This is a genomic window from Mesorhizobium sp. M7D.F.Ca.US.005.01.1.1 (genome assembly GCF_003952545.1).
GTDB classification, from domain to species: Bacteria; Pseudomonadota; Alphaproteobacteria; order Rhizobiales; family Rhizobiaceae; genus Mesorhizobium; species Mesorhizobium loti.
Map to the genome: position 1 here is coordinate 5,862,804 of NZ_CP034453.1, position 24,033 is coordinate 5,886,836.

The following is a 24,033-nucleotide window of genomic DNA, read 5'->3' on the forward strand; positions in this document are numbered from 1 at the left end:
GAGTGGCCAGAGCATGATTCCGAAAAGTTGCAGACTTTTCGGAAAAAATCATGCGCCAAAATAATGCCATCGCATAGGCTGTCGGGCCGGTGCATATCAAGCGCGATTGTCGGGAATCCCCGCAAACCCGACCAGTTGGACGGTCGCTTTTTTCACAACTGATGCCGGATGGCGCGGCGACGCGGTCAACCCGTCGCGTCTAGGCTGCAGCCAGATTTCCGGAGCCGCTCATTTCAATCATGCAGACCTATGATTTCATCATCGTCGGCTCCGGTTCGGCCGGCTCGGTCCTGGCCGACAAACTGTCGGCCTCGGGGCGCTTGTCGGTGCTGGTGCTGGAGGCCGGCGGCACCGACCGCCGCTTCTACGTGCAGATGCCGCTTGGCTACGGCAAGACCTTCTTCGATCCTGACGTCAACTGGAACTACAAGGCCGAGCCGGACCCGGGCCTCGCCGGTAATGCCGACCACTGGCCGCGCGGCAAGCTGCTCGGCGGTTCGAGCTCGATCAACGCCATGGTCTGGATCAGGGGTGCGCGCGAGGATTTCGATGCCTGGGCGGCCGCCGGCAATCCCGGCTGGGGCTATGATGACCTGCTGCCCGCCTTCAAGGCGCTCGAGGACAACCAGGCCGGCGCCGATGCATGGCGCGGCACGGGTGGTCCGCTGCATGTCACCGACTGTTCAAACGCCGTCCATCCTCTGACCAAACGCTATCTCGCCGCCGGCCAGCAGGCCGGCCTGCCGCTCAATCCGGATTTCAATGGTGCCGCCCAGGAAGGCGTCGGCATCTACCAGATCTCGACCCGCAACGGCCGCCGCATGTCGGCGGCGCGCGCCTTCCTGCGCCCGGCGATGAAGCGCGCCAACGTCCGCGTCGAGATGAAGGCGCTGGCGACCCGTATCCTGTTCGAAGGCAAGCGCGCGGTCGGCGTCGAGTATCTGCAAAACGGCGAGACCAAGACGGCACGTGCCGGCCGCGAGGTCATCCTGTCGGGCGGTTCGGTCAACTCGCCGCAGCTGCTGCAGCTGTCCGGCGTCGGGCCCTCCGCTCTGCTCAAAGGCCTGGGCATTCCCGTCGTCCATGCCAACGAAAATGTCGGCGCGCATCTGCAGGACCATGTCGGCATCAACTACACCTTCAAGGGCAGGCTGCCGACGCTCAACCAGACGCTGCGTCCCTGGTGGGGCAAGCTGCTGGTCGGCATGCAATACATCCTGACCCGTTCGGGCCCGCTGTCGCTGTCGATGAACAATGCCGGCGGCTTCTTCCGCACCGACCCTGCGGCGACGCGGCCCAACATGCAGCTCTATTTCCAGGCGTTCTCGACCGTCATTCCCAAAAGCGGCGAGCGCCCGATCCTGACGCCGGATCCATGGCCGGGCTTTTCCATCGGCCTGTCCAATTGCCGCCCGTCGAGCCGTGGCGAGATCATGATCCGCTCCAGCAACCCGCGCGACTATCCCAAAATTGTCGCCAACGCCTACTCAACCAATGCCGATGTCGAGGAGATGCTGGCGGCGGTGAAATTCGTGCGCGAGATCGCCTCGATGCCTGCCATGGCCGAGATCATTGAGGAAGAGGTTTTGCCTGGTCCTTCAATCACTTCAGACGCGGATCTGATCCAGGATTTCCGGAAACGCTCCGGCACCGTCTATCACCCGGTCTCGACCTGCCGCATGGGTCCCGATCCCTCGCGCGCCGTCGTTGATCCGCGTCTCAAGGTGCACGGCATCGACGGCTTGCGCGTCATCGACGCCTCGATCTTTCCCGACAACATCACCGGCAACACCAACGCCGCCTCGATCATGACCGGTTGGAAGGGCGCCGAACTGGTTCTGGAGGACCAAAAATGAAGATCACCGACGTCAAGACCTGGGTTGTCGGCAACCCGCCGCCTGGCATCGGCGGCAAGTATTTCATCTTCGTCAAGCTGACCACAGATGGCGGCGTCGTCGGTTATGGCGAGGCCTACAACGCCACCTTCTCCGCCCATGTCACGGCGAAGATGGTCGAGGACATGGCCGAGCGTTATCTCGTCGGCCGCGATCCGCACGACATCGAGAACTTTTTCCGCCGCGCCTATTCGTCCGGCTTCACCCAGCGCCCCGATGTGTCCGGCATGGGCTGCTTCTCGGCGCTGGAAATGGCCTGCTGGGACATCATCGGCAAGGAGGCCAACAAGCCGGTCTACAAACTGCTCGGCGGCCAGGTGCACGAGACGCTGCGCTCCTACACCTATCTCTATCCGCACACCGGCAGCGTTCATTCCGAGGACGCGCCTGACGGCAAGAACGTCTACAACGACCCCGATCTCGCCGCCGCCTGTGCGCTCGAATATGTCGAGCAGGGTTTCAATGCCGTCAAGCTCGACCCGGCCGGCCCCTATACCGCTTTCGACGGCCATCAGCCGCGCCTCGTCGACATCGATGTCTCCACCCGCATGATCAAGGCGATCCGCGAGGCGGTCGGCACCCGCGCCGACATCCTGTTCGGCACGCACGGCCAGTTCACCGCATCCGGCGCGCTGCGCATGGCGCGCGCCATCGAACCTTACGATCCCTTGTGGTTCGAAGAGCCGGTGCCGCCGGATATGCCCGAAGTCATGGCGCAGGTCGCCCGCGGCACGTCGATCCCGATCGCCACCGGCGAGCGCCTTACGACCAAGTTCGAGTTCGCCCGCGTCATCGAAAACCGCGCCGCGACCATCCTGCAGCCGGACCTCGGCCGCTCCGGCGGTATTCTCGAAACCAAGAAGATCGCCGCCATGGCCGAGGCCTATCACATCCAGATCGCGCCGCACTGCTATTGCGGGCCGATCGTCGGCGCAGCCAACATCCAGCTGGCGGTGACTCTGCCCAACTTCCTCATCCTGGAATCGCTGAAGCAGTGGGACGGTTTCCACGCCACGCTGCTGAAAAAGAAGATCGAATGGCAGGACGGCAACGTCATCCCGTCGAAGGAGCCCGGCCTCGGCGTCGAGTTGAACGAAGCCGTCTGCGACGCGCATCCCTATACGGGCAAGGACCTGCATCTGCAGATGATGCAGACGCCGCTGATGCCGTGAGCGAAAGCTACGCCTTCATCGGCCTTGGTCACCTCGGCGGTAACCTTGCCGCCAGCCTGATCCGCAACGGCTTTGCCGTCACCGTCTTCGACCGCGATCCCGCCGCCGTCGAGCGGCTCGTGGCGCTGGGCGCAGTGGCAGCGAACAGCCCTGCCAATGCCGCCGCGCAGGCCGGCAATGCGATCACATGCTTGCCCTCGCCCAAGGTCAGCGAAGCAGTGCTGGCCGGCCCCGGAGGTTTGCTCGAAGGCCTGCCCCAGGGCGGCACCTGGATCGAGATGTCGACCAATGGCCGCGACGAGATCATGCGTCTGGCCGCGCTCGCCTCGGCCAGGGGCGTCGAGACCCTAGAATGCCCGGTCACGGGTGGCGTGCATCTGGCCGCGGTCGGAAAGATCACCGCGCTGGTCGGCGGCGATCCAGCGCTCTACGAGCGTCATCGCCCGGCCATCGAGGCGATGTGTGCAAAATCGTTCCTGATGGGTCCGGTAGGCTCGGCGGCGGTGATCAAGGTGATCACCAATATGCTCGCCTTCATCCATCTCGTAGCCTCCGGCGAAGCGCTGATGCTGGCCAAACAGGGCGGGCTCGACCTCGCCCAATCCTACCACGCCATCGTTGCCTCCTCCGGCAACAGCTTCGTCCACGAGACCGAAAGCCAGCTGGTTCTCAACGGCTCCTACGACATCGGCTTCACCATGGACCTGGCGCTGAAGGACCTCGGCTTCGCGCTCGCCATGGGCGAACAGTCAGGCGTGCCGCTCGACCTGGCATCGCGGGTCAACACGATTTTCGAGCACGGCAAGGCTGCTTATGGCGGCGGCGCCTGGTCGACCCAGATCGTCAAATTGCTGGAAGATGCCGTCGGCACCGACCTGCGCGCGCCCGGTTTTCCGGCCAAGCTCGAACTTTGACGCCAAGCCATAGTCCCGAAAAGTGGAATCCGGTTTTCGGAAAAAGATCATGGCCAAACAAGAAGATAGAGCCCCATCCCGATTCAATCGGGATGGATCAGGCTCTAGGCTGGATATCAAGCGATTTCAGGGCGTTGGCCGGATTGGCGGACCCATCTGAATCAATCTGTCAACGGCTTGATTCAGTATCTGAGCGTCAATGCCCCCGGCAGGATCTCGAAGGTCGCGGGTATGCGTCCCGGCGACTCGCCGTCTATGTCGACCAGCGCGCCGTTCTTCTCGACATCGCCTGTCGGTTCGACCACCACTTTCCTGCCGCGCAGGATGGTGATCGCCGGATGGTTGCGGTGCCGGCCGCCATAGAGCAGGCGGATATCCCAGATCAGCTTCAGCTTGCCGGCGGCGCGCAGGATGACGATGTCGAACTGCCCGTCGGTCAGTTCGGCGTCCGGCGCGATCATCATGCCACCGCCGAAGAACTTTCCATTGGCCACCGCCACCAGCGCCATGCGCGCTTCGACCGGGGCGCCGTCGTCGACGGTAATCCTGACGTCCTGGAAGCGGTAGCGGATGAACTCGACCACGGTGCGCCACAGGAACAGCGCCTTGGCCGACATCTTGCCCTTGCGCTTGTCGGCATTGACCGCGCGGTCGGTCGCGCCGGAAAGGCCCAGACTGGCGATGTTGATGAAGTGCCGGCTGGCCAGCGCGCCATGGTCGTCGATGTAACAGATGCGCCCGGCATCGACCTTGCGACCCTTGGCCTCGGCGATCCGCTTCAGCACGGCGTCCACTTCTTTCGGCAGACCGAGCCCGCGCGCGAAATCGATGCCGGTGCCGCACGGCAACAGGCCAAGCTCGGTGATCCGGCCGCTCTCCTGGGTCGCCTGCAGCAGCCCGTCCGCCACTTCGCTGGCGGTGCCGTCACCGCCGGCCGCAATCACCAGATCGAAGCCGCTCATCGCAAGATCGATTGCCAGCCTTTCGGCGTCGCCTTCGGCCTGCGTCTCGCGCAGTTCGAATTCGCCGAAATGCTTCTTCAGCGACGCGGCGACCTCGGGCCAATGCCGTTTGAGCCGGCCGCCCCCGGCAATCGGATTGAGAACCACCCCGACTTTCAAGCACACCCTCCCGCAAGGACATCGAAACGCTCGGCACCTCGAATCCTTTGCCGGCATTGAAGCCCGCACCGGTCGGCAGGGCAAGGGCCGAATGTCCGCCTCCGCCGCTCATCATGACGGATACGAAAATCCCGCTATCCCTGATTGATCCCCGATAATCCCGTTATCCACAGGCCCATGGCCATTCCCTACGACCCTTACCCGGCGTACGTTAAACCCATCTCAGGCGGCTACCGATCATCAAGCCGAAAGGCGAAGTGAAAGGCGGATTTCCTGAGGCCCGTACGGCCCGGATCGAGAGCAGGCTTGCCTGGTCGAGGGACGGATGCCGAGACCTACGGGGCCGCGGAAAGCGTGCCAACGCCGACGGCGGACCGATGCTGCCATGAAGGACGGCAAAAACCTTCGATGGTGCGCAGGGCAAAGCTCGCAAGGGTGGAAACCGGCGTGGTCCCGAACGGACGCTGCTCTCGGGTGGCGGACTGGCAGGACCGTCAAAATCAAGGCCGGCAAGGCGCGACGACTTTACGGAAGTTGCTGCCGCGACCGTGTCCTGATCTGACAGGGAGGCGCTGGGAGAAATCCCGGCGCCGACTGTCTTTTCCCCCCTCGATGCCCTTTGCCGGCGATCTTGCGAGCGCCGCTTCACCGCGCGCTAAAATCGGTTAGTATCGCTGTGTCGTCAGAGTCTGTTTGCAAAGCAGGCTCGTAGGAGGGGGATACTTCATGACGTTGATCCAGAAGCTTGCCGTTGCCTACGCCTTCCTGTTCTTCGGCGTCGTCGCCATCGGCTACATACCGGCGTTCAACGATGCCAACGGCAATCTGTTCGGCCTGTTCTCGCTGCAATGGTATGACGACCTGCTGCACGCCTTTTCCGGCGTCTGGGCACTGGCCGCCGCCTTCATCTCGCACCGCCAGGCGGTGTTCTATTTCAAGCTGTTCGGTTCGGTCTACCTGTTCGACGGCGTGCTCGGGCTGGTCACCGGTTCCGGCTGCCTCGATGCCGGCATCTTCATCAACGGCTTCCGCTCCCTCAACGATATCGAATTCCCGGCCCGTTTCTTCGCCAACCTGCCGCACATCGTCATTGGCGGCTTCGCCGTCTATGTCGGCTTCTGGTTAGCCAAGCGCGTACACGACCACTTCGCCACGGCCTGATCGGCCATGTTCCTGTTCCGCTGGCTGAAGCGCATCATCAAGACGATCCTCTGGCTGATCGTCATCGTCATTCTCATCCCGATCATCGGGCTGAGCTACGGCTTCCTGACGACGTCGTCGCTCGACAAGACGCCGCTGCCCGGCATTGCCGACGGCGCCCCGCCCAAGGCGCTGGCCGACAAGGTCCGCGCCGAGATCCCCTTCTACCAGCGGCCGGAAGAATCGACCTTCCTCACCTATCCGGAATGGGCCATCGTCTACGCCGCGCGCGAATATGCCGGCTTCGTCGACAAGGACCAGCCGAGCGGCTTCCCCTACTGGTCCTATGTCGGCCGCTTCTGGCAGGACTACGCCATGGTGATCCGCGCCAGCTCTCCCTACAAATTCAACTACGCCAACCACCAGATGCTGGTCATCATCGGCACCAGCCACTCGATCGAGCATATCCTGCAGTGGGCCTATGAGAACACGGTCGGCCGCATCACCGAGGCGACATCTGGCAAGCGAACCGCCGCCGACATCTATCAGGCCAAGGTGGCGGCCGACTATGCCGCGTTCCTCGACCAGGTGCCGTGGTATCAGTTTCCCTATGCCGAAAAGCGCGCCGGCCTGTTTGCCGTGCAGCCGGCGCCGGGTGACAGTTCCGTCCGCACCAGCGAACGCAAGTTGGCCTTTGGCCTCGCCGACACCATCAAGCAGGGCTATGCCGACATGATCAAAAAGGCACTCGCCGCCACGATGGACCCTGCCTTCCTCGACATCCATGTCTGGGCCAAGGGGCCGGTCGGCGAAGCCACCCGCAACGAGCCCGACACCTTGCTCGAGCGCGACATGGGAGCTGACGGCACCATCTTCGTCACCAAGCGCTATCAGGTGTTCACCGAAATGATCCCGCGCCTGATCGACAAGGGCGTCTCCTTCGTCGAGATCGGCGGCAATGACGAGATCATGGTCACCGTACTGTCCACCGATACGATCGCCGTCCCCGAAGGCATGCGCATCCTGTTCAGCTATCCGCTGCCGGCCGATCCGGCAACGCGCCGCACCGGGCTGACCGTCGCCGTGCGCAAGCTGCATTTGGTGCTGCCGGCGCTGATCAAGTCAGGCGCCAGGCTCGAACACGTCTATGACTATTGAGACGATAGCCCGGCAATGCGCCGACTGATCCGCATCCTCGGCTGGCTGGCGCTCACGCTGGTTGTGCTCGTTGCCGTCGTGCTTGTCGGCTTTCGCGGCGCGGCGGCGTTGCGAGAGACCCTGTCACCCGAGCAGGCAGCCCCGGCGGGAGCGCTGTTCGTAATGGTCGACGGGTTGAAGATGCACTATCAGGTCTGGGGCCCTCCGGACGGGCCGCCGCTGCTCCTGTTCCACGGCACGGCCTCCTGGGCCGAAACCTACCGTGACATCGCCGCGCTATTGGGAGAACGGGGCTTTCGCGTCATCGCGCCCGACATGCCTCCCTTTGGCTATTCCGAGAGACCCGCCGATCAGGATTATTCGCGCGCCGCCCACGCCAAACGCGTCCTCGGTTTCGCCGACGCGCTTGGCCTTCGTCATTTCAGCGTCGGTGTCCACTCCTATGGCGGCGGTGGCGTGATCGAAGCAGCGTTCTCCGCCCCCACTCGCATCGACTCGCTGATCCTGCTCGACGTCGCGCTTGGCCTCGGCCGGACCGAGGCGCCGGCTTTGCCGTTAGCATCCTTCCTGAACATGGCCTGGCCACGCCAGCTGCTGACTGCTGCGACCTTCACCAATCCGCTCATGGTCGGACCGGGTCTGCGCTCCTTCATCGGGAACGACGCCGTGGTGACCCCTGAGCGCATCGCGATTTATGCACGTCCGCTCAACGTGGAAGGCACGACCAGTGCGGTTGGCCATTGGCTGTTCAGCGGCCTCTTCAACGACGAGCGAAAATCGCTTGCCGCCAACAAGGCGAACTATCGCGCCTTCACGCCGCCTGTTCTCATCATTTGGGGGCGAGAGGACACGACCACGCCCCTCGAACAGGGTGAGGAGATTGCTTCGCTGTTTCCACACGCCGAACTGGCGGTTCTCGATGGCGTCAATCACATCCCGCAGGTTGAACGCCCACAAGACGTGGTGCGGCTGATCGCGAATTTCCTCAAACGGACCTTGCCGGCCACGCGATAGGCCGGCTGTTTGGCGCTCCGCCACGCTCATTTCACAATCGCGGCCAAATCCCGCCTTGTTCGCGCGCGAAGGAATGGGAAGGAATGAATGGGCTGCCGGGGGGCATCTCGAAGGGACAAGACCGTGATCAAGACCACCCTTGTCGCCATGACCATCGTCGGTTGCGACTGCGACGCCAAGCTGTGCGAATATATCGGCGAGACGCCGGCCAAGTGGTCGACCATCGCCGAGTGCGAAGCGGCGATGAAAAGCCAGATGTTGCACGAGCGTAATTTCAACTATCCGCTCGTCTCCGGCATCTGCCGCACGAAGGGTTCGTCGTCCTCCTCGCAACTGGCCGCGACCGCGTCGCGCCCGGAATTGAAGCCCGCCAGCCGCGTTGTCAGAACCGAAAGCCCGTTGCCGCCTGAATTGAGCCACCGGCCGAGCGTCTCGGTCGGCTCGCCGACGACGGCCATGGAAGCAGACGCCGCCCGGCCCGTCGCCTATGAACAAGTGGTCGATGGCGGAACCGGCGTGCTCTATCGCACCAAGAACGGCTATGCCGTGGTCAAGACCGATCTCGGCCGCGCCGCCTCGGCGACCGCAGACGCCGCGAAACGCTCCGTGAACTGGCTGGCTGGCCTGATGCCGAAGGGGCTGTAGTCCCGCTAGCTAGCGTCTCAGTTTGAATTTCGGCTCACGGGTCCAGGGGCACTAGTGGCTCTGTCTTCGTTTGGCCAATTCGAGTTGATAGACGCTTCGCGGATGCCGTCTGCGTCGCCAGGCGTTGAGAGATATGACCAGCGCCACATACCCGAACAATGCAAAAAGACCCCAAAAAATTCCGACCACGCTGATCGAGATGAAAACAGCTACAGATCCAACTGCGGCCACGGCATAATATAAGACCGAGGCCCAGACATATTTCTCCATCTGCGAGCTATTCATCTATTCATGAGTCCCTCGACGTGAACCCCTGGGCGAGTTGCGTCATTAGGCAGGCACATAGGTCAACCTGATCACGTCGTCGCCAATCATATCGCTGGCCACAAAGCGAAGCGGCGACCGGGGGCCGGCGAAGAATGGCTTGCCGTGACCAAGCACGAATGGATGGAAGTAGAGTTGGTACTCATCGATAAGACCAAGGTCGGTCAGGCTTCGCGCCAGGTTTGGTCCAGAAACTGAAATCTCCCCAACGAGCTCAGCCTTCAGCCCACGTATCACCGCCTCGACGTCATTCTCGACAAGTGTGGCGTTGGGGCCGACCGACTTCAGCGAGCGCGACACAACCCATTTCGGTTGGCTCCGCCACGCCGCCGCGAATTCGTGCGCCTCCGCGCTCCACTCAGGACTGTCTTCGTCCCAATAACGCATGACCTCGTACATGCCGCGACCATACACACTGCCGGCCAAGTCGCGCACTTGCTCTATCCAATGACGAAAGATTCTCGGGCCCGACGACATTTTCAGGTGGTCGACATAGCCGTCGAGAGACTGGTTCATTCTGAAAATGAGCTTCGCCATGCTGTAGGACCTCCAACCCCCGGATCGTCAGAATAACGTGGGCCGCCGTTACGCAAAAGTGTGGACCTCCAGCCGAAATCCAAGCTGAGACACGACCCTGGTCTCCTATAGCTTGACTTTCAGGCTCTGCCAGAACTTGTCGATCAGCGGCTTTTCAGTCGCCGCGTCCTCGCCGGCAATGCGGGTGATGAACAGCAGCCCTTGATCGGCCCGGCCGAAGCCGACGATCTCGAAATCGGCGGTGTCGGTGCGTGTCTTCACCTGAGCGCGGATGCCGGTCAATTCCTTGCCGTCTGCGAGCTTGCGCGTCGTCGGCTGCTGCGTCAGCGTGGCACCGGCCTGCACCGATTCCTTGGTCATCTCCTGCAGCATCAGCTGGTTGAGCGACACCGGATTCATCTTGCCATATTCCTGCACGACGACGATCGTGCCCAGCGCCGACGCCATCAGATATTGCGTGATGTTCTCGCCGAGATCGGTCTTGGTCACCGAAATATTGCTCGGATGGACGAAGGAGAAATCGCTGCCGGAGAAGGTGGCGAAGTCGTTGCGCTCGAGCGTCACCTTGCTGTGCTTGCCGCCAGGCAGCGTCACATCAGTGCTCTCGCCGGGATCGATATCGATCGTCACGCCGTCGATGGTAAGCTTGAAGGCCTTGAGATCCTCGGCCCCGGCCGGTCCAGCGCACAGCGCGATGAGGGTGAGTGCCGCCGCTGATACCATCCGCATGGCTTGTTCTCCTGCTCTATTCTTGAGCAGTTCCCTAGGGAAAGCGCTGCGCGCTTTTCCCGGGAAAACCGCGTCACACTTTTCCCGGAACTGCTTCTTACGCCACCCCACTCAGCGCCTTGATGGCACGGTAGAAGGTCGAGGAAAACAGTTCCGTAGGGTCATATTGCCGCTTTACCGCCAGGAAGGCCGGCAGCTCGGGATAGGAGGCCAGCAACTCCTTGGCCGTGTAATGCAGCTGGTAGGGCAGGAAAAAGCGCCCGCCATGCTTGATCGTCACGTCGATCAGCGCTCGGGTCAGCGCCCGCATCCTGGCATTGCCGTCGGCATCGGTCGGCTGGTTGATGTAGAGCACCAGCGAATAGGCCGGCTCCGGTGCGTAGGTCAGCGCCACATCCTCCTTGTGGACGATGCGCACCGAGGCGTTGAGCACCGGCAGCGTCTGGTTGCGCAGGATCTCGCGGGCTTCCGTGATGAATGGATTATATGCAGCGCGTGGAATAAAATATTCGTGCAGGATGTCGGTCTCATCCATTTGATCGTTGAAGAGATAGGGCACCGAATCATGCATCGGGTTGTTACGGGTGACGAGGCAGGCCTCGCCTTCCGCCATGGCCGAGGTGCGCGCCACCGTGCAGCTTTCGAATTTCGGCTCCAGCGTCTTTTCGGTGAACCATTTCAGCTCCTGGAACAGGCTGCCCCATTTCGCCAGGTTGATGATCACCCGTTTCAGCCCGACCGATCCCGGTTCGCCAATCGCTGGTTGGTCAGCCGGCGGCTGATCGGCCACCTTGTCATAGCGGTAGACGATCATGTCCTCGAGGAAATTGCCCGGCGCCGTCGACAGATGGCCGTAGAACAGGCCGATCTCCTTGTTCGGCTCCAGCACCTCGGCGAAGAATTTTGGAAAATCGTCCGATTTGATGATTTCGCGCGAGGTGCGGTAGACGGCGTTGTCGACGATATCGAGCGTGGCCTCCAGCACCACGCCGAACAGGCCGTAGCCGCCGACGACGTGGCGGAACAGATCGGTGTTCTCGGTGGGCGAACAGGTCGTCACCGAACCGTCGGCCAGCATCACCCGCATCGAGCGGATCGAACCCGCCACGGAACCCGCCTGATGGTCCATGCCATGCGCATTGACCGACAGTGAGCCGCCGACCGAGAAGATGTCGGTGGACTGCATTGCCTTCACCGCGAAGTGCGGATGCAGAAGGTTCTGGATGTCGTGCCAGCGTGCACCCGGCTGCAGCGTCATGGTCTTCGCCGCCGCATCCACCGTCACCTTGTTGAATTTTCTGAGGTCGAGCACCAGCGCGTTGTCGTCGAAGGCATGCCCGCCCATCGAATGGCGGATGGCGGCCAGCGAAACCTTCAAGCCGTTGGCGCGTGCGAAGGCTAGCGCCTTGGCGATGTGCTCTTCCTCGCCGATCTCGACGACGCCATAGACCGGCGTCCTCGACAGACCGCTGGCATCGTTGATGTCGCCGCCCTTGGCCGACCAGGGCAGCGAAGCATCGAAGGCCGGCGCATTCTCCAGTGGCTTCAGTGGTAGCGCGATGCCGTCAATATCGGCAATCCGGCCGGCGTTCTTTGGTCCCGAAGGTCCGCGCGCCAGCCGCGCCACCGTGGTGCCGCCCCACAGCACCGCGCCGCCGACGACAGCCGCACCCAGCAGCAGCCTGCGCGACAGGCGAAACCCTTTTTGTTCGTCAGCCATGAATATCCCCCGTTGGCCAAGGGATAGCGCGGCTCTTTGGCAAAAACCATAGCGATGGTGCCTGGACAGCGTCCCGCCAGCCATCCTTGGGGTATCCAGCCGGAAGACCTCATCCCGCACTCCGGGCATTGAGGGGCGAAGCATGAAAGTGGCCGATCCCGAAGGGACCGGCCAGGAGTGGAACAGGGTCTGAAAACTGCGTCAGCAGGTCCGCCGACGCACGACGCTCACGCCTTACGAAGCCTTCTTGATCGACGTCACGATGCCGGTCTTGTCATCGACGGTCACCGCCACCTTGGCGCCGACCTTCAGTTTCCCGATCATCGCTTCCGGCGACAGCTGGTAGATCTTGCCGTCGTCGAGGGTAATCGACTTGGTCGTCGGGTCGACGGCCTGGATGGTGCCCTGAACGGTCGCGGCATAGGCGGTGCCGAGGAAGGCGAGCAGAGCGGCGGTGGTTGCGAGGGTCTTCTTCATGGGTAAGCACTCCGTGCTGTTTCACTTTTCCGGACCACCGCCTTGGCAAACGACAGCACCGGACGGCCCGAAACTGGAACGGAAAGCGCTCCCTCCGCAAATCACGTTGGGTGAATTTTCGCAAACAATATCATAGGCTTAATTCCGACACATTGCTTGCTGCCGACATCATTTCCGGCCGCTTCGGCTCCCCCGACGAGCCCACTTCTGTCCGCGAAAAGAGTCGTTTAGCCGGATTGTGGCGGGCGGTTTCGATCACGGCGCGGCCGCCGCAATCCGTCTCGATCGGCATCACGAAACAGACTGCCGACCGATCATCTCTACACATTTTGTTTCATGGATCAGCTCAAACTCGCCACTCCGAAGTGGATGAAATTCGCGCTCCGGTTGCAAATCGGGAACGGATGCCGGATGGTGCGCCGTTACGATGAAGGGGGGCCTTCCATGAAGCTTGCAGTCCGGACCATGATGTCCCTGATGCTTGCGCTTGCTCCAGGATTGGCCGGCGCACAAGCCACGGACCCAGGCGACAAAACGGTTATCTTTGCTAAGGACGATCCCGAGATGGCGGTAGCGACTGCGAAGGCGCTTGCCAGCTTGGATGAGTTCCTGGCCCTGGCCGAAGCGCCGCCCTCAGGCACGGACAGGTTCAAATTGAAGGTCGAGGTGCTAGATGGGAATGTCAGCGAGCACTTCTGGGTCATCCCGTTCCGGCGCACGGAAACCGGCTTCGTCGGCATATTGGCAAACCAGCCGGAAGCAGTGCGCAATGTCGTCCTCGGCCAGAACATAGAATTCACCAGGGACGATGTTTCCGACTGGGGATACAGACGCGACGGGCGGCAAGTCGGCAGCTTCACCGTCTGCGTGATGTTCAAGAGAATGTCGCAGGAAGAAGCGGACTATTTGCGCGACAAATCCGGTTACGATTGTTGATCGTATGCCCGGCCGGACTAGCTTGCCTCGTCCCTCCCGCCGATCTTGCGCACAAGTGCCGCCGTAGCCAGCATCGCGCCCATGTCGGCGATCATCGGCGCGACATGTGTGGTGTAGTCGAGCGGCACCGAAATATCCGGCAGCTCGAAAAAGTTCTTCGTCTGGGGCAGCAGCAGGAAACCATCGCTGCCGTTGAGCGCGACGCGGGCCGGGTCGTCCGGCCAGGTCTCGCCAAGCCATTTCAGCGCCTGCGCCAGCCGGCCGCTCACCAGTGGCTGTGCCGCCCCGACATTGTCGGTGCGGAACTCGTAGGCAGCGTCGAGCGCCGCGTCGCCGCTGGACAGCTCTTGCAGCTTGCCGGCGAACATGCCGCGAAAGAAGCTGATCACCGCGTTGGTCCGCCGCGTCGCCACCAGTATGCCGGGGAACGGCGCGATGGTCTCGAAAGCGACGATGACGCCTTGAAAGGCTGTCGACGAGCCCTTGCCCGACCCTTCCCGCAGATGCGCCTCGTAGAGCTCGAACGGAAACCCCTCATAGCGGCCCGCGACGATGTCGTCGAACGCCTGCCGGTTGAACGGACCGACCGCCGTGCGCGGCAGCCGGTCGAAGGAATTCGGCGTCACGCCGTGCTGGTAGCGCATATCCGCGATGAAGCCGAAGATGATCGGCAGCAGCGTCTCGCGGAACGATTGCTGCAGCCGCGTCGCCGGTTTCCTGGCCTGGAAATAGAGCAGGATCGAAGCCGCGAAGCCGATGACATAGAGAAACACATGCGGCGTCGAGACCCATTGCTCGTTGGGGTCGGCGACCTTGTTGAACAGCCAGGCGACCAGCACCACGGCCACCAGCACCAGGCCGACGAACAGCGGCACCCGCCAGCGCACCTGCCGAACCGCCGAGGCCCTGGCCGCTTCATAGGCCTCGATGTCTTTCCGGATGCTGGCGATGTCAGCCTCACCAGGCATGAAATCCGCTGTTTCCACCGCTACCCTCGCAAGCCTGCCTCTGCCGTCGCATGATAGTCGGTTTTGCAAGGGCCGCCAGACGGTTAAGCGGTGACGCCCTCTTCGCTTGAAGAGGAAGGAAAGACCGCCCTCAACCGAGCTTCGACCTTGCCGCGCATTCGCCCCTCCATCCCTTCCACCAACAGCAGCCGCTCGTGGTCGCCGGCGCGCAGGCGCATGAAGGGATGCAGCCGGTAAGACGCAATGGCGCCCCGGGAGCCGGCATCGACACTGACATCCACGACAAATATTCCGCCGATGCGGCCGGGCCATGGCTGGCGGGCGAAGGCGGTGCCGAGGAAATCGCCGAGCCCGTAAGCGACGATCGTCCTGTCGATCTTTTCCACTGGTTGCACGACATGGGCGTGATGGCCGGCGATCAGCCCGACGCCCTGTCCGGCCAGCCGCCTGGCCAGCACCCGCGTCTCGGCGCGCGGAAAATGCCGGAACTCCCAGTCCCAATGCGGCACGGCGCAAAGAAGATCGACACCATCGCGCGACCAACGCGCCGGATCACTGTCCATTGATACGCGCCCCGTGAACACGCTTTCATCGGCGTTGCGCCACAGCGTGAAGGCGGCAAAGCCGATATCAAGCGGTCCGACCTGGACAGGCACCACCGGACCGTTGGCAACGAGGCCCACCGTGCGGATGCCGAGCCGCTGCAGCGCCGCGACCGTCTCGTCGAAACCGGCGACGCCCTGGTCGAGCACATGGTTGTTGGCCAGCGACAGCACGAGCTTTTCGCGCGAAATACCCGCCACCGCCAGCGCCTCGGCCAGGAACCGCTCGCTCATCGCGTGATGCGTGCCGAGCCTCGTGCCCAGCGCCGCACTTGCTCTGTCCACAACAGGGCTTTCACAATTGCCGATCACCAGATCGGCAGCGCCGAGAAGTGCCTTGATCTCCGGATCGCAGCCCGGCGCACTGCGATTGGCCACAGCCGAGATGTCACCGACGAAGGCAAGTCGCACCGCCTGCCTTGGCGGCGGATCCATCAGCGTTCCCGCCATCGGCGCAAAGTCTCGTGCGTCGCCGGCCAGCGACGGCTTCAGGAAACGCGGCAGCCAGGACAGCTTGTAGGAAAGCGGATAGTTCGACACGCGGCGCCCAATTGTTTGCCCTGTGTAGACCGTCCGCGGGGCGGGTTGAAGCGCGGCGCTGCAAATGGTGTATGTTTGCTCTGCGCGACAAATATTGGGGGAAGAGATGACACGACTGGCAGGCCTGCTGACATCCGCTTTCATGCTGATCGTGCCGCTGTCTTCCGCCTCGGCGGCAATGCCCGAAGCGGCAATCACCTTGTTCGAGGCAAAGACCGTGGCTGCGCGCGACACCGCTCTCTCGACGCTGGAAGCCGCCGCGCCAAAAGACCCGGCATCGGCCTATGCGGCCGGGGCCGGCGAGTTCTTCACCGCGCTGGAGATACTGGCCAGCGGCCTGCACCGCCATGGTTTCGAAAGCCCGCAATCCTTCATGCTGCCGCTGATGCGGCTGCCGGTGCCGGACAACGCCAACCCCGAGCCGCTGACCTATGAGCAATTCCGCGCCATCCTGGTCGCTTTCCGCGACCGGCTCGAAAAATCCGCCGCCACGTTTGCGTCGGTGCCGGCAGACGCCGATATCGGCATGGTCATCGACCTCACCCATACCGGCATCGACCTCAACGAGGACGGCACCATCGCGCCTGATGAAAGCATGGCGGCGATCATCGCCTCGTTGTCACGCGGCGGCATCTCGTCGGACGCCGCCGCCCCCACGCTGACATTCCGCTTCGACCGCGCCGACGGTTTCTGGCTACAAGGCTATGCCGAGTTCCTGATGGCGCAGGCCGATTTCTGGCTGGCGCATGATTTCAGGAGCACTTTCGACGGTTCGTTCCACATGCTGTTCCCGCGCGCCAAGCTGCCGTTGCAGGACATTCTCGTGCCGCCGGCCGGCGACATGGGCAGCAGCATCTTCGCCTCGGAATGGCGCATCGCCGATTTCATCTCGCTGGTGCATCTCGTCAACTGGCCGGTGGTTGAACCGGAGCGCCGGCAAGCGGCGCGCCGCCACCTGCTCGAAATGATCCGGCTGTCGCGCGAGGACTGGAAGGCGATCCGCGCCGAGACCGACAATGACCGCGAATGGCTGCCCGGCCCGCAGCAGAAGGGCGAAAACCCGCTCACCGGCCTCGAAGTTGGCGAAGAGCAGGTCCAGGCCTGGCTCGCCGCCCTGACCATGGCCGAGGGTCTGCTCGAAGGCCGCACGCTGCTGCCGCATTTCCGCATCACCGGCAAGGGCATCAACATGAAGCGCTTCTTCGACGAGCCAAAAAACTTCGACCTGGTGCTGTCGATCACCGGCCCTGCCATCGCGCCCTATCTCGAAAGCGGCAAGATCCTGACCAGCGACGATTTCGACCAGATCCAGCGCCAGTTCGGCGGCGGCGGGTTCCTGACTTTTGCGCTTTGGTTCAACTAGCGCGGAAAACCGTGCAGCCGACCGAGTAGCCATTGCAATGGATTGCCGACGAAGGCGCGGGTGACGAAACTGTCGTGGGCTGCATCCGAGGCGAGGAAGGCGACGGTGCCGGCTTCGAGGTGGCGCGGCGGGTCCGAGTTGACGTCGATGCCCTGGCTCGCCAGCAATTGCCGGATCTCCGCATTGCCGGAGGCCGATGACTGGCCATAGGCGCTGACGAAAAAACTCTTCCTGTGGCGCGCGATCCAATCCGCGAAAATATCGGCTTCGTCGAACACGGCGTCGAGCAGGATGACGCCGAGCAGCCGGCCGCTGACGTCGCCATTCCTGAGCACGGAGGCGGCCGGGTTGTAGCCGCCGCTATAGGCGACCAGCACCACCGGCATGGCGTCGAATTTCGCCGCCTTGGCGCCGGTCAGCTTGGCTAGGCCATGGGCCGCCTCCGTCATGAACCCGGCAAAATAGCCCGGCGTCCAGAAATTGCCGGCGCTGGAATCCTGCGCATTGCTGGCGAATTGCGGCGCCACCAGGACGGCGTTGAGGCCGGACGCCTCGGCCTGGGCGACGACCCGCTGGCGGCCGACCACATCGCGCTGCAAGGTCGCGCCATTGCCATGGAAGAACACCACGATGACCGCCGGCCTGGCGGGGTCGAAACCCCGAGGCACCGCCAGCAGCGTGCTACGGTCGGAATAGGTCTCGTCTTCCCAATAGATGCCACCGCGCGGCGAGGTGTGGCCATGCCGGCCATTGGCGGTCACGTCGAGAAACGGCCCGGAACCGTCTGGCAGCTTGCCCCGGTAAGGAAAGGGCGATGTCTTGAACGGCACGATCGTCGATATCGCCTTGCGCAAACGCGCGCCCTGGCTCGCCGCCGGAAATGCCGCCGTGGCCAGCAAACCAGCGACGATGGCGCGCCGGTCGGGCATCAGGCCGTCACCAGCCGGACAGAAGGCGCCTTCGCCGGCAACAGCACCGCAAAGAAGGCTGGGATGGCGACGAGATAGGCGATCGCCGCCCATTGCAGCACCGCGCTGAGGCCGAAGCTGGTGGCGACGATCGGCACCGCGGCCGAGCCGATGACCGAGAAGCAGCCATTGATGCCCCAGGCCCAGACGAACAGATGCTCCTTGCCCAGCCGCGCCAGCCAGGTCATGGCGGTGGCCATCGGCATGCCCATCAGGAAGGAAGGCGGCGACACCAGGAGGAAGCAGAGCAGCAGCCGGACGGCATAGGGATAGGCGCCGATCCAGTCGAGCACCGGCGACAGATAGAAGCCGTACGCCAAAAGCAGCACGCAGATCGCCAGGAGCACCACAGGCAGCAGCGTCCTGGCGCGGTCAAAAATGCGCTCGGCAAACAGGCTGCCGAGGCCGGAAAACACCAGCATCGACGAGATCAGCACCGAAGCCGATACGGTCGGATTGGCCAGCGCCACGGTGAAGCGGCTTATCAGCCCGACCTCGACCATGATGTAGCCAAGGCCGAGGCAAGCGAAATAGAGGATGGTGCCGAGCTTGCCACGCGAGCGCGAGAACACGATGCGCCAGCCGAAAAGGACCGGCAGCAGCACCAGCGACGCGGCCGTGATGCAGGCGATGCCGAGCGTCGCCCAGATCAGCAGATAGCCCCAGTCGTCCTGGAACAGGTCGAGCCTGTCCAGCGTCCGCGGCAGGTCGGCGACCTTCACATAGGCGGCGAAGTAGGGCTGGTCGTTGCTCAGCGCACGTGCATCGAAGACATAGTCGCTGGCGAGCTTCTCCCAGCCGCCGGTCAGCAGCGCGTGCCAGGCCATGCGCTCCAGCGCCGTCGCCGGCAGCACCTGCGGACCGGCGTCGCCACCAGCTCCCGCGCAGGTATCGAGCGTCGGATCGGCGGGCGCCGTCGGATCGCAGTCGGGATTTGCTGGGGCGGTCGGATCGGCCGGCGCCGTCGCGTCGGCGGCGGGCTGGGTCAGCGTCGCGTCTTCGCCGCTGCCGAAGATCGAGGCGCGATAGTCGTCGAGGATCTTTTGTGCCGTCGAGCCGTCATAGGCCATGCCGGGGTAATAGATCTCCTCCCACGACATCGACCTGGTGTAGTCGCGCAGCGTCTTGATTTCCGCCTCGGCGAAACCGCCGCGCTTGAACAGCACCGTCGTCGTCGAGAGATAGCTCGACACGGCGAAGATGTCGTTGGCGGCACCTTGGCCGTCGAACGTTCGGGCCGCCTCGGCGATGGTCGAGTACAGCTTCAGCACCGATTTCGGCGGCTCTTCCTTGTTCCACAAGGTCACCGACAGCACGCCGCCATCGGCAAGCGCGTGCATGTAGCTCAGCATCGCCTCGTGCGTGTAGGCATACTTCTCCGAGATGGCGAAGCCGCCCGGATTGGACAGGCCGACACTGTCGGCAAGGCTGAGGTCGATGACGTCGTAGCGCTCAGCGGTGTTGGCCAGGAACAGGCGCCCGTCATAGTCGATCACCTTGAGCCGCGGCTCGGCCAGGATGTCGCCGGTGACATCCCTGAGGATGGGGTCGCGGAACGCCCGCAAGGTCATCGGGTTGCTTTCGGCGACAGTCACCGAGGTCGAGCCGGCATCGAGCGCGGCCTGCGTGGAGATGCCGCCGCCGAACTGCACGACGAAGGTCTTGGGTCTAGCCTTGATGACATAGGGGTAGTGCATCGGCAGATAGCGGAAATAGACCTGCTCGGCCGGCGCCAGGTTGCGCATGATGCCTTCCGGCCCGTCGCCGTCGCGATACATGCCGACATAGGTGTTGGCGGGAACCTCGGGCATGCCGAAGGCGGCATTGTCGCTCAGGCCCGGCGCGAAATGCATGTAGGAGCTGGCATAGACCTGCAGGTCGCCGAACGGCGAGACGCTGCGGTAGATGCGCTTGCCGTCCGGGAAGTTGCGGGCATAGGCGACGCCCTTGTACTGCGACACGGCGATGTCGGGGATGCCGAGCAGGCCGGGCAGCATGAGGTAACCGGCGATCGACAGCGCTGCCACGACCACGCCGGCGACAACGCTCTTCCAGGCACCGAAGGCCAAGAACCACAGCAGCGAACCGGCGGCCCACAACAGCAGCGGCACGACGATGATGGTTTCCGGCGAAAACAGATACATCGACACCAGAACGACGAGGCCTGCGAGCCCCGAGCCGGTGAGGTCGGCGAAATAGACGCGGCCAAAGGCCGTGCGGCTTTTCAGGAAGACGATGCCGAGGAAGAACGCACCGGCCAGGAACGGCAGGAGGTAGAGCAGGAAATTGGCCAGCAGCCGCCATTTCTGCTCGGGGTCGGAGACCAGGAAGATGGCGTTGAACGGCACCGTCTGGGCGACGAGGTTGGAGGCGACGGCAAGCGGGCCGATCAGCAGCAGGGCGGCGGTTGCGGCCCCTTGCCAGTGCTTGTCGAACCAGTCCTTGCCGGCAAAGATGACGACGCTGGACAGCGAGAAGCCGAGCATGGCGAGGCTGACCACCAGCGACCCGAAATGCGACCAGCTGCCGACGGCAAACACCCGCATGACCGATATCTGCAAGGCGATGATGGCGCCGGCGATCAACCCGACCGCGAGATAGTGGGCGAGCCGCGGCGCCTCAAGCGAGGCGATACTTGGTCGAGAGGTCGATGCGACGGCTGCCATGAGGCCCCTTGATGCGGTGGTTCAGCTCAGCAGGTTCTGCAAAAGTGTCCCACGGTTTTGCGACAAGAACCTGCGACAAACAAAGGCCGTCACGGCATAGCCAAATCAGCTGTTATGCGTCCCGACGATCTGGTCGCCTTCCATCTTGGTAAAGGGCACGAAAGGCACCACCTTGCCATTGTAGATATCCGAGCGGACGATGTTGAACGTGCCGTCGGCAAGCTGCTGCTTGATCACCTTGAGCACATGCTGCGCGCCCGGCGGGCCGACCGGGATGACCATGACGCCATTGGGCTTGAGCTGCTGCAACAGAGACGGCGGGATATGGTCGATGCCGCAGGTGACGATGATCTTGTCGAATGGGCCGACGCTTTCCCAGCCGTAATAGCCATCGGCATTCCGGCTGGTGACCGAGCCGAATACACTGTAGCCGCGCTCGATCAGCGCGTCATAGGTCCGGCGGGTGCGCTGTGCCAGCGGATTGATGATCTCGATCGTGTGCACCTTGTCGGTGAGATTGGCCAGATAGGCCGACTGGTAGCCCGAGCCGGTGCCGATCTCGAGCACGGCTTCGCCGAACTGCACGTCGATGACCGTCGTCATGCGCCCGACCAGATGCGGACCGGAAATGGTCACGCCATAGCCGATATCGAGAAAGGCGTGATCATAGGCGCGCCCCAGATTCTGCGGCAGCACGAACTCTTCACGCGGTGTGGAAAGGAAGGCGCGCTTGTTGCGGTCGTCCAGCACGTCCTTGTTGTAGACCATGATCTGGAAGCGATCGAATCGCTCAGCCAGAAACTTCGGATCTTCGCCGCGATTGGCTACCATCCACTCGATGAACGCCTTCTTGTCGTTCACCGGCACCTCGGCGTTCCGATCGTAGGGCACTGGCAGGGCAGCCCTGGCGACGCCCGGAAGAATGGAAAACGCCGCCGCACCCGCCGACAGCGCCAAGAAGTCCCGACGCCTCATGGAAAAGTCTCCCAAAGTGGCCTTTGCCACCCAAAACCAAGCACTTCAATTCGATTGCACCGCCTCCCAAAACGAGTCAATGGCCCTCAGGAAGCGCCAGTCCGGGCAGCGAATTTGTGGCAGGCGAGCAACAGTTTTGCGGGCGCCAAGCGCCTTTTTAGGCAATTCCTATCGGCAGTCGCTGCGCTACAGGTACAACTGCAGGGCACTGCGAAAAAAATTAGCAAGGGCTGTTTTGCTTGACTCGGCCGTCAAAAACAGGCAGCAAAACTGCGTCGGAAGGGCGACAACACCACTTTCCTGGCTGTGGACGAAGCCTCATTTGGCCCAAATCCACATCTCGTCGTTGGTTTTGAGAGGGATTGATTAACCAACTTTGTCCATATTTTGAAGCAATCGGCAACCAACGACAGGCGCGGCAAACGCGTCGGGGACCACCTGGGATCACTCGCAGAATGGTCGTCGCGGCTCACAAGGCCACGTACGGGGGAAACCGATTGGAGCGAGATTGGTTGCATGGCGTTGTCGAGTAAACAAAAAATAATCCGGGACCAGCGTGAAGGCGGCGAGTTCGTCGATGCCCCGCGTTCCCCTTCCTTCAATACTGGCCGGGTCGTCCGCTGGATCGCATTGCCTTGCGCCAGCACCGCCATCGGCCTGTGGCTGATCGGCACCATGGCCGGCCTCAGCTCCGTCGGCGCCTCGCTGTCGGCGACCTCGGGTAGCCTGCCGCAGACGCTGTCGATGTCGGGATCGCTCGCCCTTGTCGATCCGCTGAAACAGCATTTCTTGAAAGCACCCTTCGTGCTGGCCAATGCCCATGGCGGCGCTCAGGCGCTGCATGACCAGGCCGTTCAATGCGGCGCCAGCTGCTTCAAACCGGCTGAGGTGAGCCCCCTGGCGGAGAAATCCGAGCGCCTTGTGGCGAAGGCAAAGCCCGTACCCACCGTTGCAAAATCGAAATCGCAGGAACGCTTCGAACGCATGGAAGCGTCGTTGTCGCCGATGAAGCTCGCCGCTGTCTTCGCGAGTGCCGGCAAGCCTGCCCCGGCAGCCAACACACCCGCACTTCCGGTCATTTCCAGGGTCGCGCCGCAAATTGCCGAGGCGTCGCTGGTGCCATCCGTCCAGGTCATGGCCAGCCTGTCGGATGACATGCCGGCTCCGGCGGCGGAACGCTTCGCCCGGCTGGATACCGGCTCAGTGGTCGTGCAGACCGCGCCGCAACCGACAGGCTTTGCCCAGTCGGAGACGCCAGATAATTCGCAGCTGGCGCTTGCCCTCGTGGAGTCGCTGCCGGTCGACGACGAGGCGTTTGCCTCACCGCTGCCGATCGAGGAATCGTCGGCTGACGTCGCGGTTTCGCCCGTCGAAACCCAGCAGGACCAACCCGGCGATGCCGCCTCGCTGCCGGACGCGCTCACCGACGACGTGCCGTTGCCGACCCGCCGCCCGCAATTCGACGCACCGCAGCAGCCCAAGGTCGTGCAGCAGCAGTCCAAGCCCGTCCAGCAGCCGAAGCCGGCGCGCGAGACCGTCCAGCAGGCTCAGCCGACCAAGCCGGCGCGGCAAGGCCGACCGGCCGATGGCGGCAATGTGCTGGCCTATGCCAAGCCGGACACGCCTTCGGGCGGCCTCGGCAAGGCATTCAGGAACCTGTTCAACTCGCCAGGGTCCAGCAGCGGAGCCAGCAATGGCGTCGCCGTCTACGACATCAGCGCCGGCACCGTCTACATGCCTGACGGCTCGAGGCTCGAGGCGCATTCGGGCATCGGCCCCATGGCGGACCAGCCTCGCTATGCCAACCAGAAGAACCGCGGACCGACACCGCCCAACACCTACAATCTGTCGCTGCGCGAGTCGCGCTTTCATGGTGTGGAGGCCTTGCGCCTGACACCGGTCGATGGCCGCAACAAATACAATCGCGACGGCCTGCTGGCCCATACCTACCTGCTTCGGGGCCGCTACGCCCAGTCGAGCGGTTGCGTCGCCTTCAAGGACTATGCGCGCTTCCTCGCCGCCTTCAAGAAGGGCAAAATCAAGCGCCTCGTGGTGGTGCCGCGCCTGAACGGATCGCCGACCCGCGTGGCGGCGGACAACGCACGCGGCGCCTGATCCTCCTGGGCAGGCACGCAACCATTGTCTCCTCCTGACAGCCTTCTGTCAGGA

General features: G+C 63.1%; 21 protein-coding genes. 11 read left to right on the top strand and 10 right to left on the bottom strand.

Going from position 1 to position 24,033, the window contains the following annotated elements:
• Positions 1-239: 239 nt before the first annotated feature.
• From EJ076_RS28615 to EJ076_RS28625, 3 genes are read left to right on the top strand one after another with little or no spacing between them, the layout of a single operon-like run.
• Entirely contained in the window at positions 240-1,856 is a 1,617-nt protein-coding gene (locus EJ076_RS28615; protein ID WP_126070134.1) for a GMC family oxidoreductase N-terminal domain-containing protein, read from the top strand.
• Positions 1,853-3,067 (top strand): mandelate racemase/muconate lactonizing enzyme family protein, encoded by a 1,215-nt coding sequence (locus EJ076_RS28620; RefSeq protein ID WP_057143496.1) that lies wholly within the window; start codon positions 1,853-1,855, stop codon positions 3,065-3,067. The genes EJ076_RS28615 and EJ076_RS28620 overlap by 4 nt, the downstream gene beginning before the upstream one ends.
• Positions 3,064-3,981, top strand: a complete 918-nt coding sequence (locus EJ076_RS28625) for an NAD(P)-dependent oxidoreductase (protein WP_126070135.1) — start codon at positions 3,064-3,066, stop codon at positions 3,979-3,981. Before EJ076_RS28620 ends, EJ076_RS28625 begins: the two co-directional genes overlap by 4 nt.
• A 182-nt stretch (positions 3,982-4,163) precedes the next feature.
• Here the strand turns inward: EJ076_RS28625 and EJ076_RS28630 are convergent, their stop codons facing one another.
• Positions 4,164-5,102 (bottom strand): diacylglycerol kinase family protein, encoded by a 939-nt coding sequence (locus EJ076_RS28630; RefSeq protein ID WP_126070136.1) that lies wholly within the window; start codon positions 5,100-5,102, stop codon positions 4,164-4,166.
• 726 nt (positions 5,103-5,828) lie between these two features.
• On the opposite strand from EJ076_RS28630, the gene EJ076_RS28635 reads away from it, so the two are divergent.
• The 4 genes from EJ076_RS28635 to EJ076_RS28650 all read left to right on the top strand — a co-directional run bounded on the left by EJ076_RS28635 (position 5,829) and on the right by EJ076_RS28650 (position 9,059).
• Positions 5,829-6,263 (top strand): hypothetical protein, encoded by a 435-nt coding sequence (locus tag EJ076_RS28635; protein WP_109659861.1) that lies wholly within the window; start codon positions 5,829-5,831, stop codon positions 6,261-6,263.
• A 6-nt stretch (positions 6,264-6,269) separates the two neighbouring features.
• Positions 6,270-7,400 carry a hypothetical protein gene (locus EJ076_RS28640; RefSeq protein WP_126070137.1) on the top strand — a complete coding sequence of 377 codons (1,131 nt, stop codon included), beginning with the start codon at positions 6,270-6,272 and terminating at the stop codon, positions 7,398-7,400.
• A gap of 15 nt (positions 7,401-7,415) precedes the next feature.
• Positions 7,416-8,414, top strand: coding sequence for an alpha/beta hydrolase (locus EJ076_RS28645; RefSeq protein ID WP_126070138.1), 999 nt, complete (start codon positions 7,416-7,418; stop codon positions 8,412-8,414).
• Between the two features lie 123 nt (positions 8,415-8,537).
• On the top strand, positions 8,538-9,059 hold the full coding sequence (locus EJ076_RS28650) for a hypothetical protein (RefSeq protein WP_126070139.1): 522 nt from the start codon (positions 8,538-8,540) through the stop codon (positions 9,057-9,059).
• Between the two features lie 330 nt (positions 9,060-9,389).
• Here the strand turns inward: EJ076_RS28650 and EJ076_RS28660 are convergent, their stop codons facing one another.
• From EJ076_RS28660 to EJ076_RS28675, 4 genes are all read right to left on the bottom strand, one after another.
• Positions 9,390-9,920 carry a dihydrofolate reductase family protein gene (locus tag EJ076_RS28660; RefSeq protein ID WP_126070141.1) on the bottom strand — a complete coding sequence of 177 codons (531 nt, stop codon included), beginning with the start codon at positions 9,918-9,920 and terminating at the stop codon, positions 9,390-9,392.
• 105 nt (positions 9,921-10,025) lie between these two features.
• Positions 10,026-10,649: a hypothetical protein gene (locus EJ076_RS28665; RefSeq protein WP_126070142.1), complete on the bottom strand. Its 624-nt coding sequence runs from the start codon at positions 10,647-10,649 to the stop codon at positions 10,026-10,028.
• 97 nt (positions 10,650-10,746) lie between these two features.
• Positions 10,747-12,369: an FAD-binding oxidoreductase gene (locus EJ076_RS28670; RefSeq protein ID WP_126070143.1), complete on the bottom strand. Its 1,623-nt coding sequence runs from the start codon at positions 12,367-12,369 to the stop codon at positions 10,747-10,749.
• Positions 12,370-12,603: 234 nt separating this feature from the next.
• On the bottom strand, positions 12,604-12,846 hold the full coding sequence (locus EJ076_RS28675) for a DUF1344 domain-containing protein (protein WP_126070144.1): 243 nt from the start codon (positions 12,844-12,846) through the stop codon (positions 12,604-12,606).
• A 110-nt stretch (positions 12,847-12,956) separates the two neighbouring features.
• Between EJ076_RS28675 and EJ076_RS28680 the strand changes: the two genes are divergently transcribed.
• Positions 12,957-13,277 carry a hypothetical protein gene (locus EJ076_RS28680; protein WP_126070145.1) on the top strand — a complete coding sequence of 107 codons (321 nt, stop codon included), beginning with the start codon at positions 12,957-12,959 and terminating at the stop codon, positions 13,275-13,277.
• A 13-nt stretch (positions 13,278-13,290) separates the two neighbouring features.
• Positions 13,291-13,782, top strand: coding sequence for a DUF2314 domain-containing protein (locus EJ076_RS28685; protein WP_126070146.1), 492 nt, complete (start codon positions 13,291-13,293; stop codon positions 13,780-13,782).
• A 17-nt stretch (positions 13,783-13,799) separates the two neighbouring features.
• Here the strand turns inward: EJ076_RS28685 and EJ076_RS28690 are convergent, their stop codons facing one another.
• Both EJ076_RS28690 and EJ076_RS28695 read right to left on the bottom strand, forming a co-directional pair.
• A complete protein-coding gene (locus tag EJ076_RS28690; protein ID WP_245462906.1) occupies positions 13,800-14,750 on the bottom strand; it encodes a hypothetical protein in 951 nt (316 codons plus the stop codon).
• Between the two features lie 83 nt (positions 14,751-14,833).
• A complete protein-coding gene (locus EJ076_RS28695) occupies positions 14,834-15,892 on the bottom strand; it encodes a CapA family protein (protein ID WP_126070148.1) in 1,059 nt (352 codons plus the stop codon).
• Between the two features lie 106 nt (positions 15,893-15,998).
• On the opposite strand from EJ076_RS28695, the gene EJ076_RS28700 reads away from it, so the two are divergent.
• Entirely contained in the window at positions 15,999-17,255 is a 1,257-nt protein-coding gene (locus EJ076_RS28700; protein ID WP_126070149.1) for a hypothetical protein, read from the top strand.
• Here the strand turns inward: EJ076_RS28700 and EJ076_RS28705 are convergent.
• The 3 genes from EJ076_RS28705 to EJ076_RS28715 all read right to left on the bottom strand — a co-directional run bounded on the left by EJ076_RS28705 (position 17,252) and on the right by EJ076_RS28715 (position 21,864).
• On the bottom strand, positions 17,252-18,184 hold the full coding sequence (locus tag EJ076_RS28705; RefSeq protein WP_126070150.1) for a hypothetical protein: 933 nt from the start codon (positions 18,182-18,184) through the stop codon (positions 17,252-17,254). The genes EJ076_RS28700 and EJ076_RS28705 overlap by 4 nt on opposite strands.
• Complete coding sequence (locus EJ076_RS28710; RefSeq protein ID WP_126070151.1) at positions 18,184-20,889, bottom strand: hypothetical protein; 2,706 nt, start codon at positions 20,887-20,889, stop codon at positions 18,184-18,186. The genes EJ076_RS28705 and EJ076_RS28710 overlap by 1 nt, the downstream gene beginning before the upstream one ends.
• Positions 20,890-20,994: 105 nt before the next feature.
• The gene (locus tag EJ076_RS28715) at positions 20,995-21,864 is read right to left on the bottom strand and encodes a protein-L-isoaspartate O-methyltransferase (RefSeq protein WP_126070152.1); all 870 of its coding nucleotides are present in this window, start codon (positions 21,862-21,864) and stop codon (positions 20,995-20,997) included.
• Between the two features lie 516 nt (positions 21,865-22,380).
• Between EJ076_RS28715 and EJ076_RS28720 the strand changes: the two genes are divergently transcribed.
• Positions 22,381-23,979, top strand: a complete 1,599-nt coding sequence (locus EJ076_RS28720; protein ID WP_109659834.1) for a DUF2778 domain-containing protein — start codon at positions 22,381-22,383, stop codon at positions 23,977-23,979.
• Positions 23,980-24,033: the final 54 nt, after the last annotated feature.

Excerpts from the sequence above, each read along its gene's own strand:
- EJ076_RS28615 (WP_126070134.1), top strand. The coding sequence starts at position 240 with ATGCAGACCTATGATTTCATCATCGTCGGCTCCGGTTCGGCCGGCTCG.
- EJ076_RS28620 (WP_057143496.1), top strand. The coding sequence starts at position 1,853 with ATGAAGATCACCGACGTCAAGACCTGGGTTGTCGGCAACCCGCCGCCT.
- EJ076_RS28635 (WP_109659861.1), top strand. The coding sequence starts at position 5,829 with ATGACGTTGATCCAGAAGCTTGCCGTTGCCTACGCCTTCCTGTTCTTC.
- EJ076_RS28640 (WP_126070137.1), top strand. The coding sequence starts at position 6,270 with ATGTTCCTGTTCCGCTGGCTGAAGCGCATCATCAAGACGATCCTCTGG.
- EJ076_RS28645 (WP_126070138.1), top strand. The coding sequence starts at position 7,416 with ATGCGCCGACTGATCCGCATCCTCGGCTGGCTGGCGCTCACGCTGGTT.
- EJ076_RS28660 (WP_126070141.1), bottom strand. The coding sequence starts at position 9,920 with ATGGCGAAGCTCATTTTCAGAATGAACCAGTCTCTCGACGGCTATGTC.
- EJ076_RS28665 (WP_126070142.1), bottom strand. The coding sequence starts at position 10,649 with ATGCGGATGGTATCAGCGGCGGCACTCACCCTCATCGCGCTGTGCGCT.
- EJ076_RS28670 (WP_126070143.1), bottom strand. The coding sequence starts at position 12,369 with ATGGCTGACGAACAAAAAGGGTTTCGCCTGTCGCGCAGGCTGCTGCTG.
- EJ076_RS28675 (WP_126070144.1), bottom strand. The coding sequence starts at position 12,846 with ATGAAGAAGACCCTCGCAACCACCGCCGCTCTGCTCGCCTTCCTCGGC.
- EJ076_RS28685 (WP_126070146.1), top strand. The coding sequence starts at position 13,291 with ATGAAGCTTGCAGTCCGGACCATGATGTCCCTGATGCTTGCGCTTGCT.
- EJ076_RS28690 (WP_245462906.1), bottom strand. The coding sequence starts at position 14,750 with ATGCCTGGTGAGGCTGACATCGCCAGCATCCGGAAAGACATCGAGGCC.
- EJ076_RS28700 (WP_126070149.1), top strand. The coding sequence starts at position 15,999 with ATGACACGACTGGCAGGCCTGCTGACATCCGCTTTCATGCTGATCGTG.
- EJ076_RS28705 (WP_126070150.1), bottom strand. The coding sequence starts at position 18,184 with ATGCCCGACCGGCGCGCCATCGTCGCTGGTTTGCTGGCCACGGCGGCA.
- EJ076_RS28710 (WP_126070151.1), bottom strand. The coding sequence starts at position 20,889 with ATGGCAGCCGTCGCATCGACCTCTCGACCAAGTATCGCCTCGCTTGAG.
- EJ076_RS28715 (WP_126070152.1), bottom strand. The coding sequence starts at position 21,864 with ATGAGGCGTCGGGACTTCTTGGCGCTGTCGGCGGGTGCGGCGGCGTTT.
- EJ076_RS28720 (WP_109659834.1), top strand. The coding sequence starts at position 22,381 with ATGGCGTTGTCGAGTAAACAAAAAATAATCCGGGACCAGCGTGAAGGC.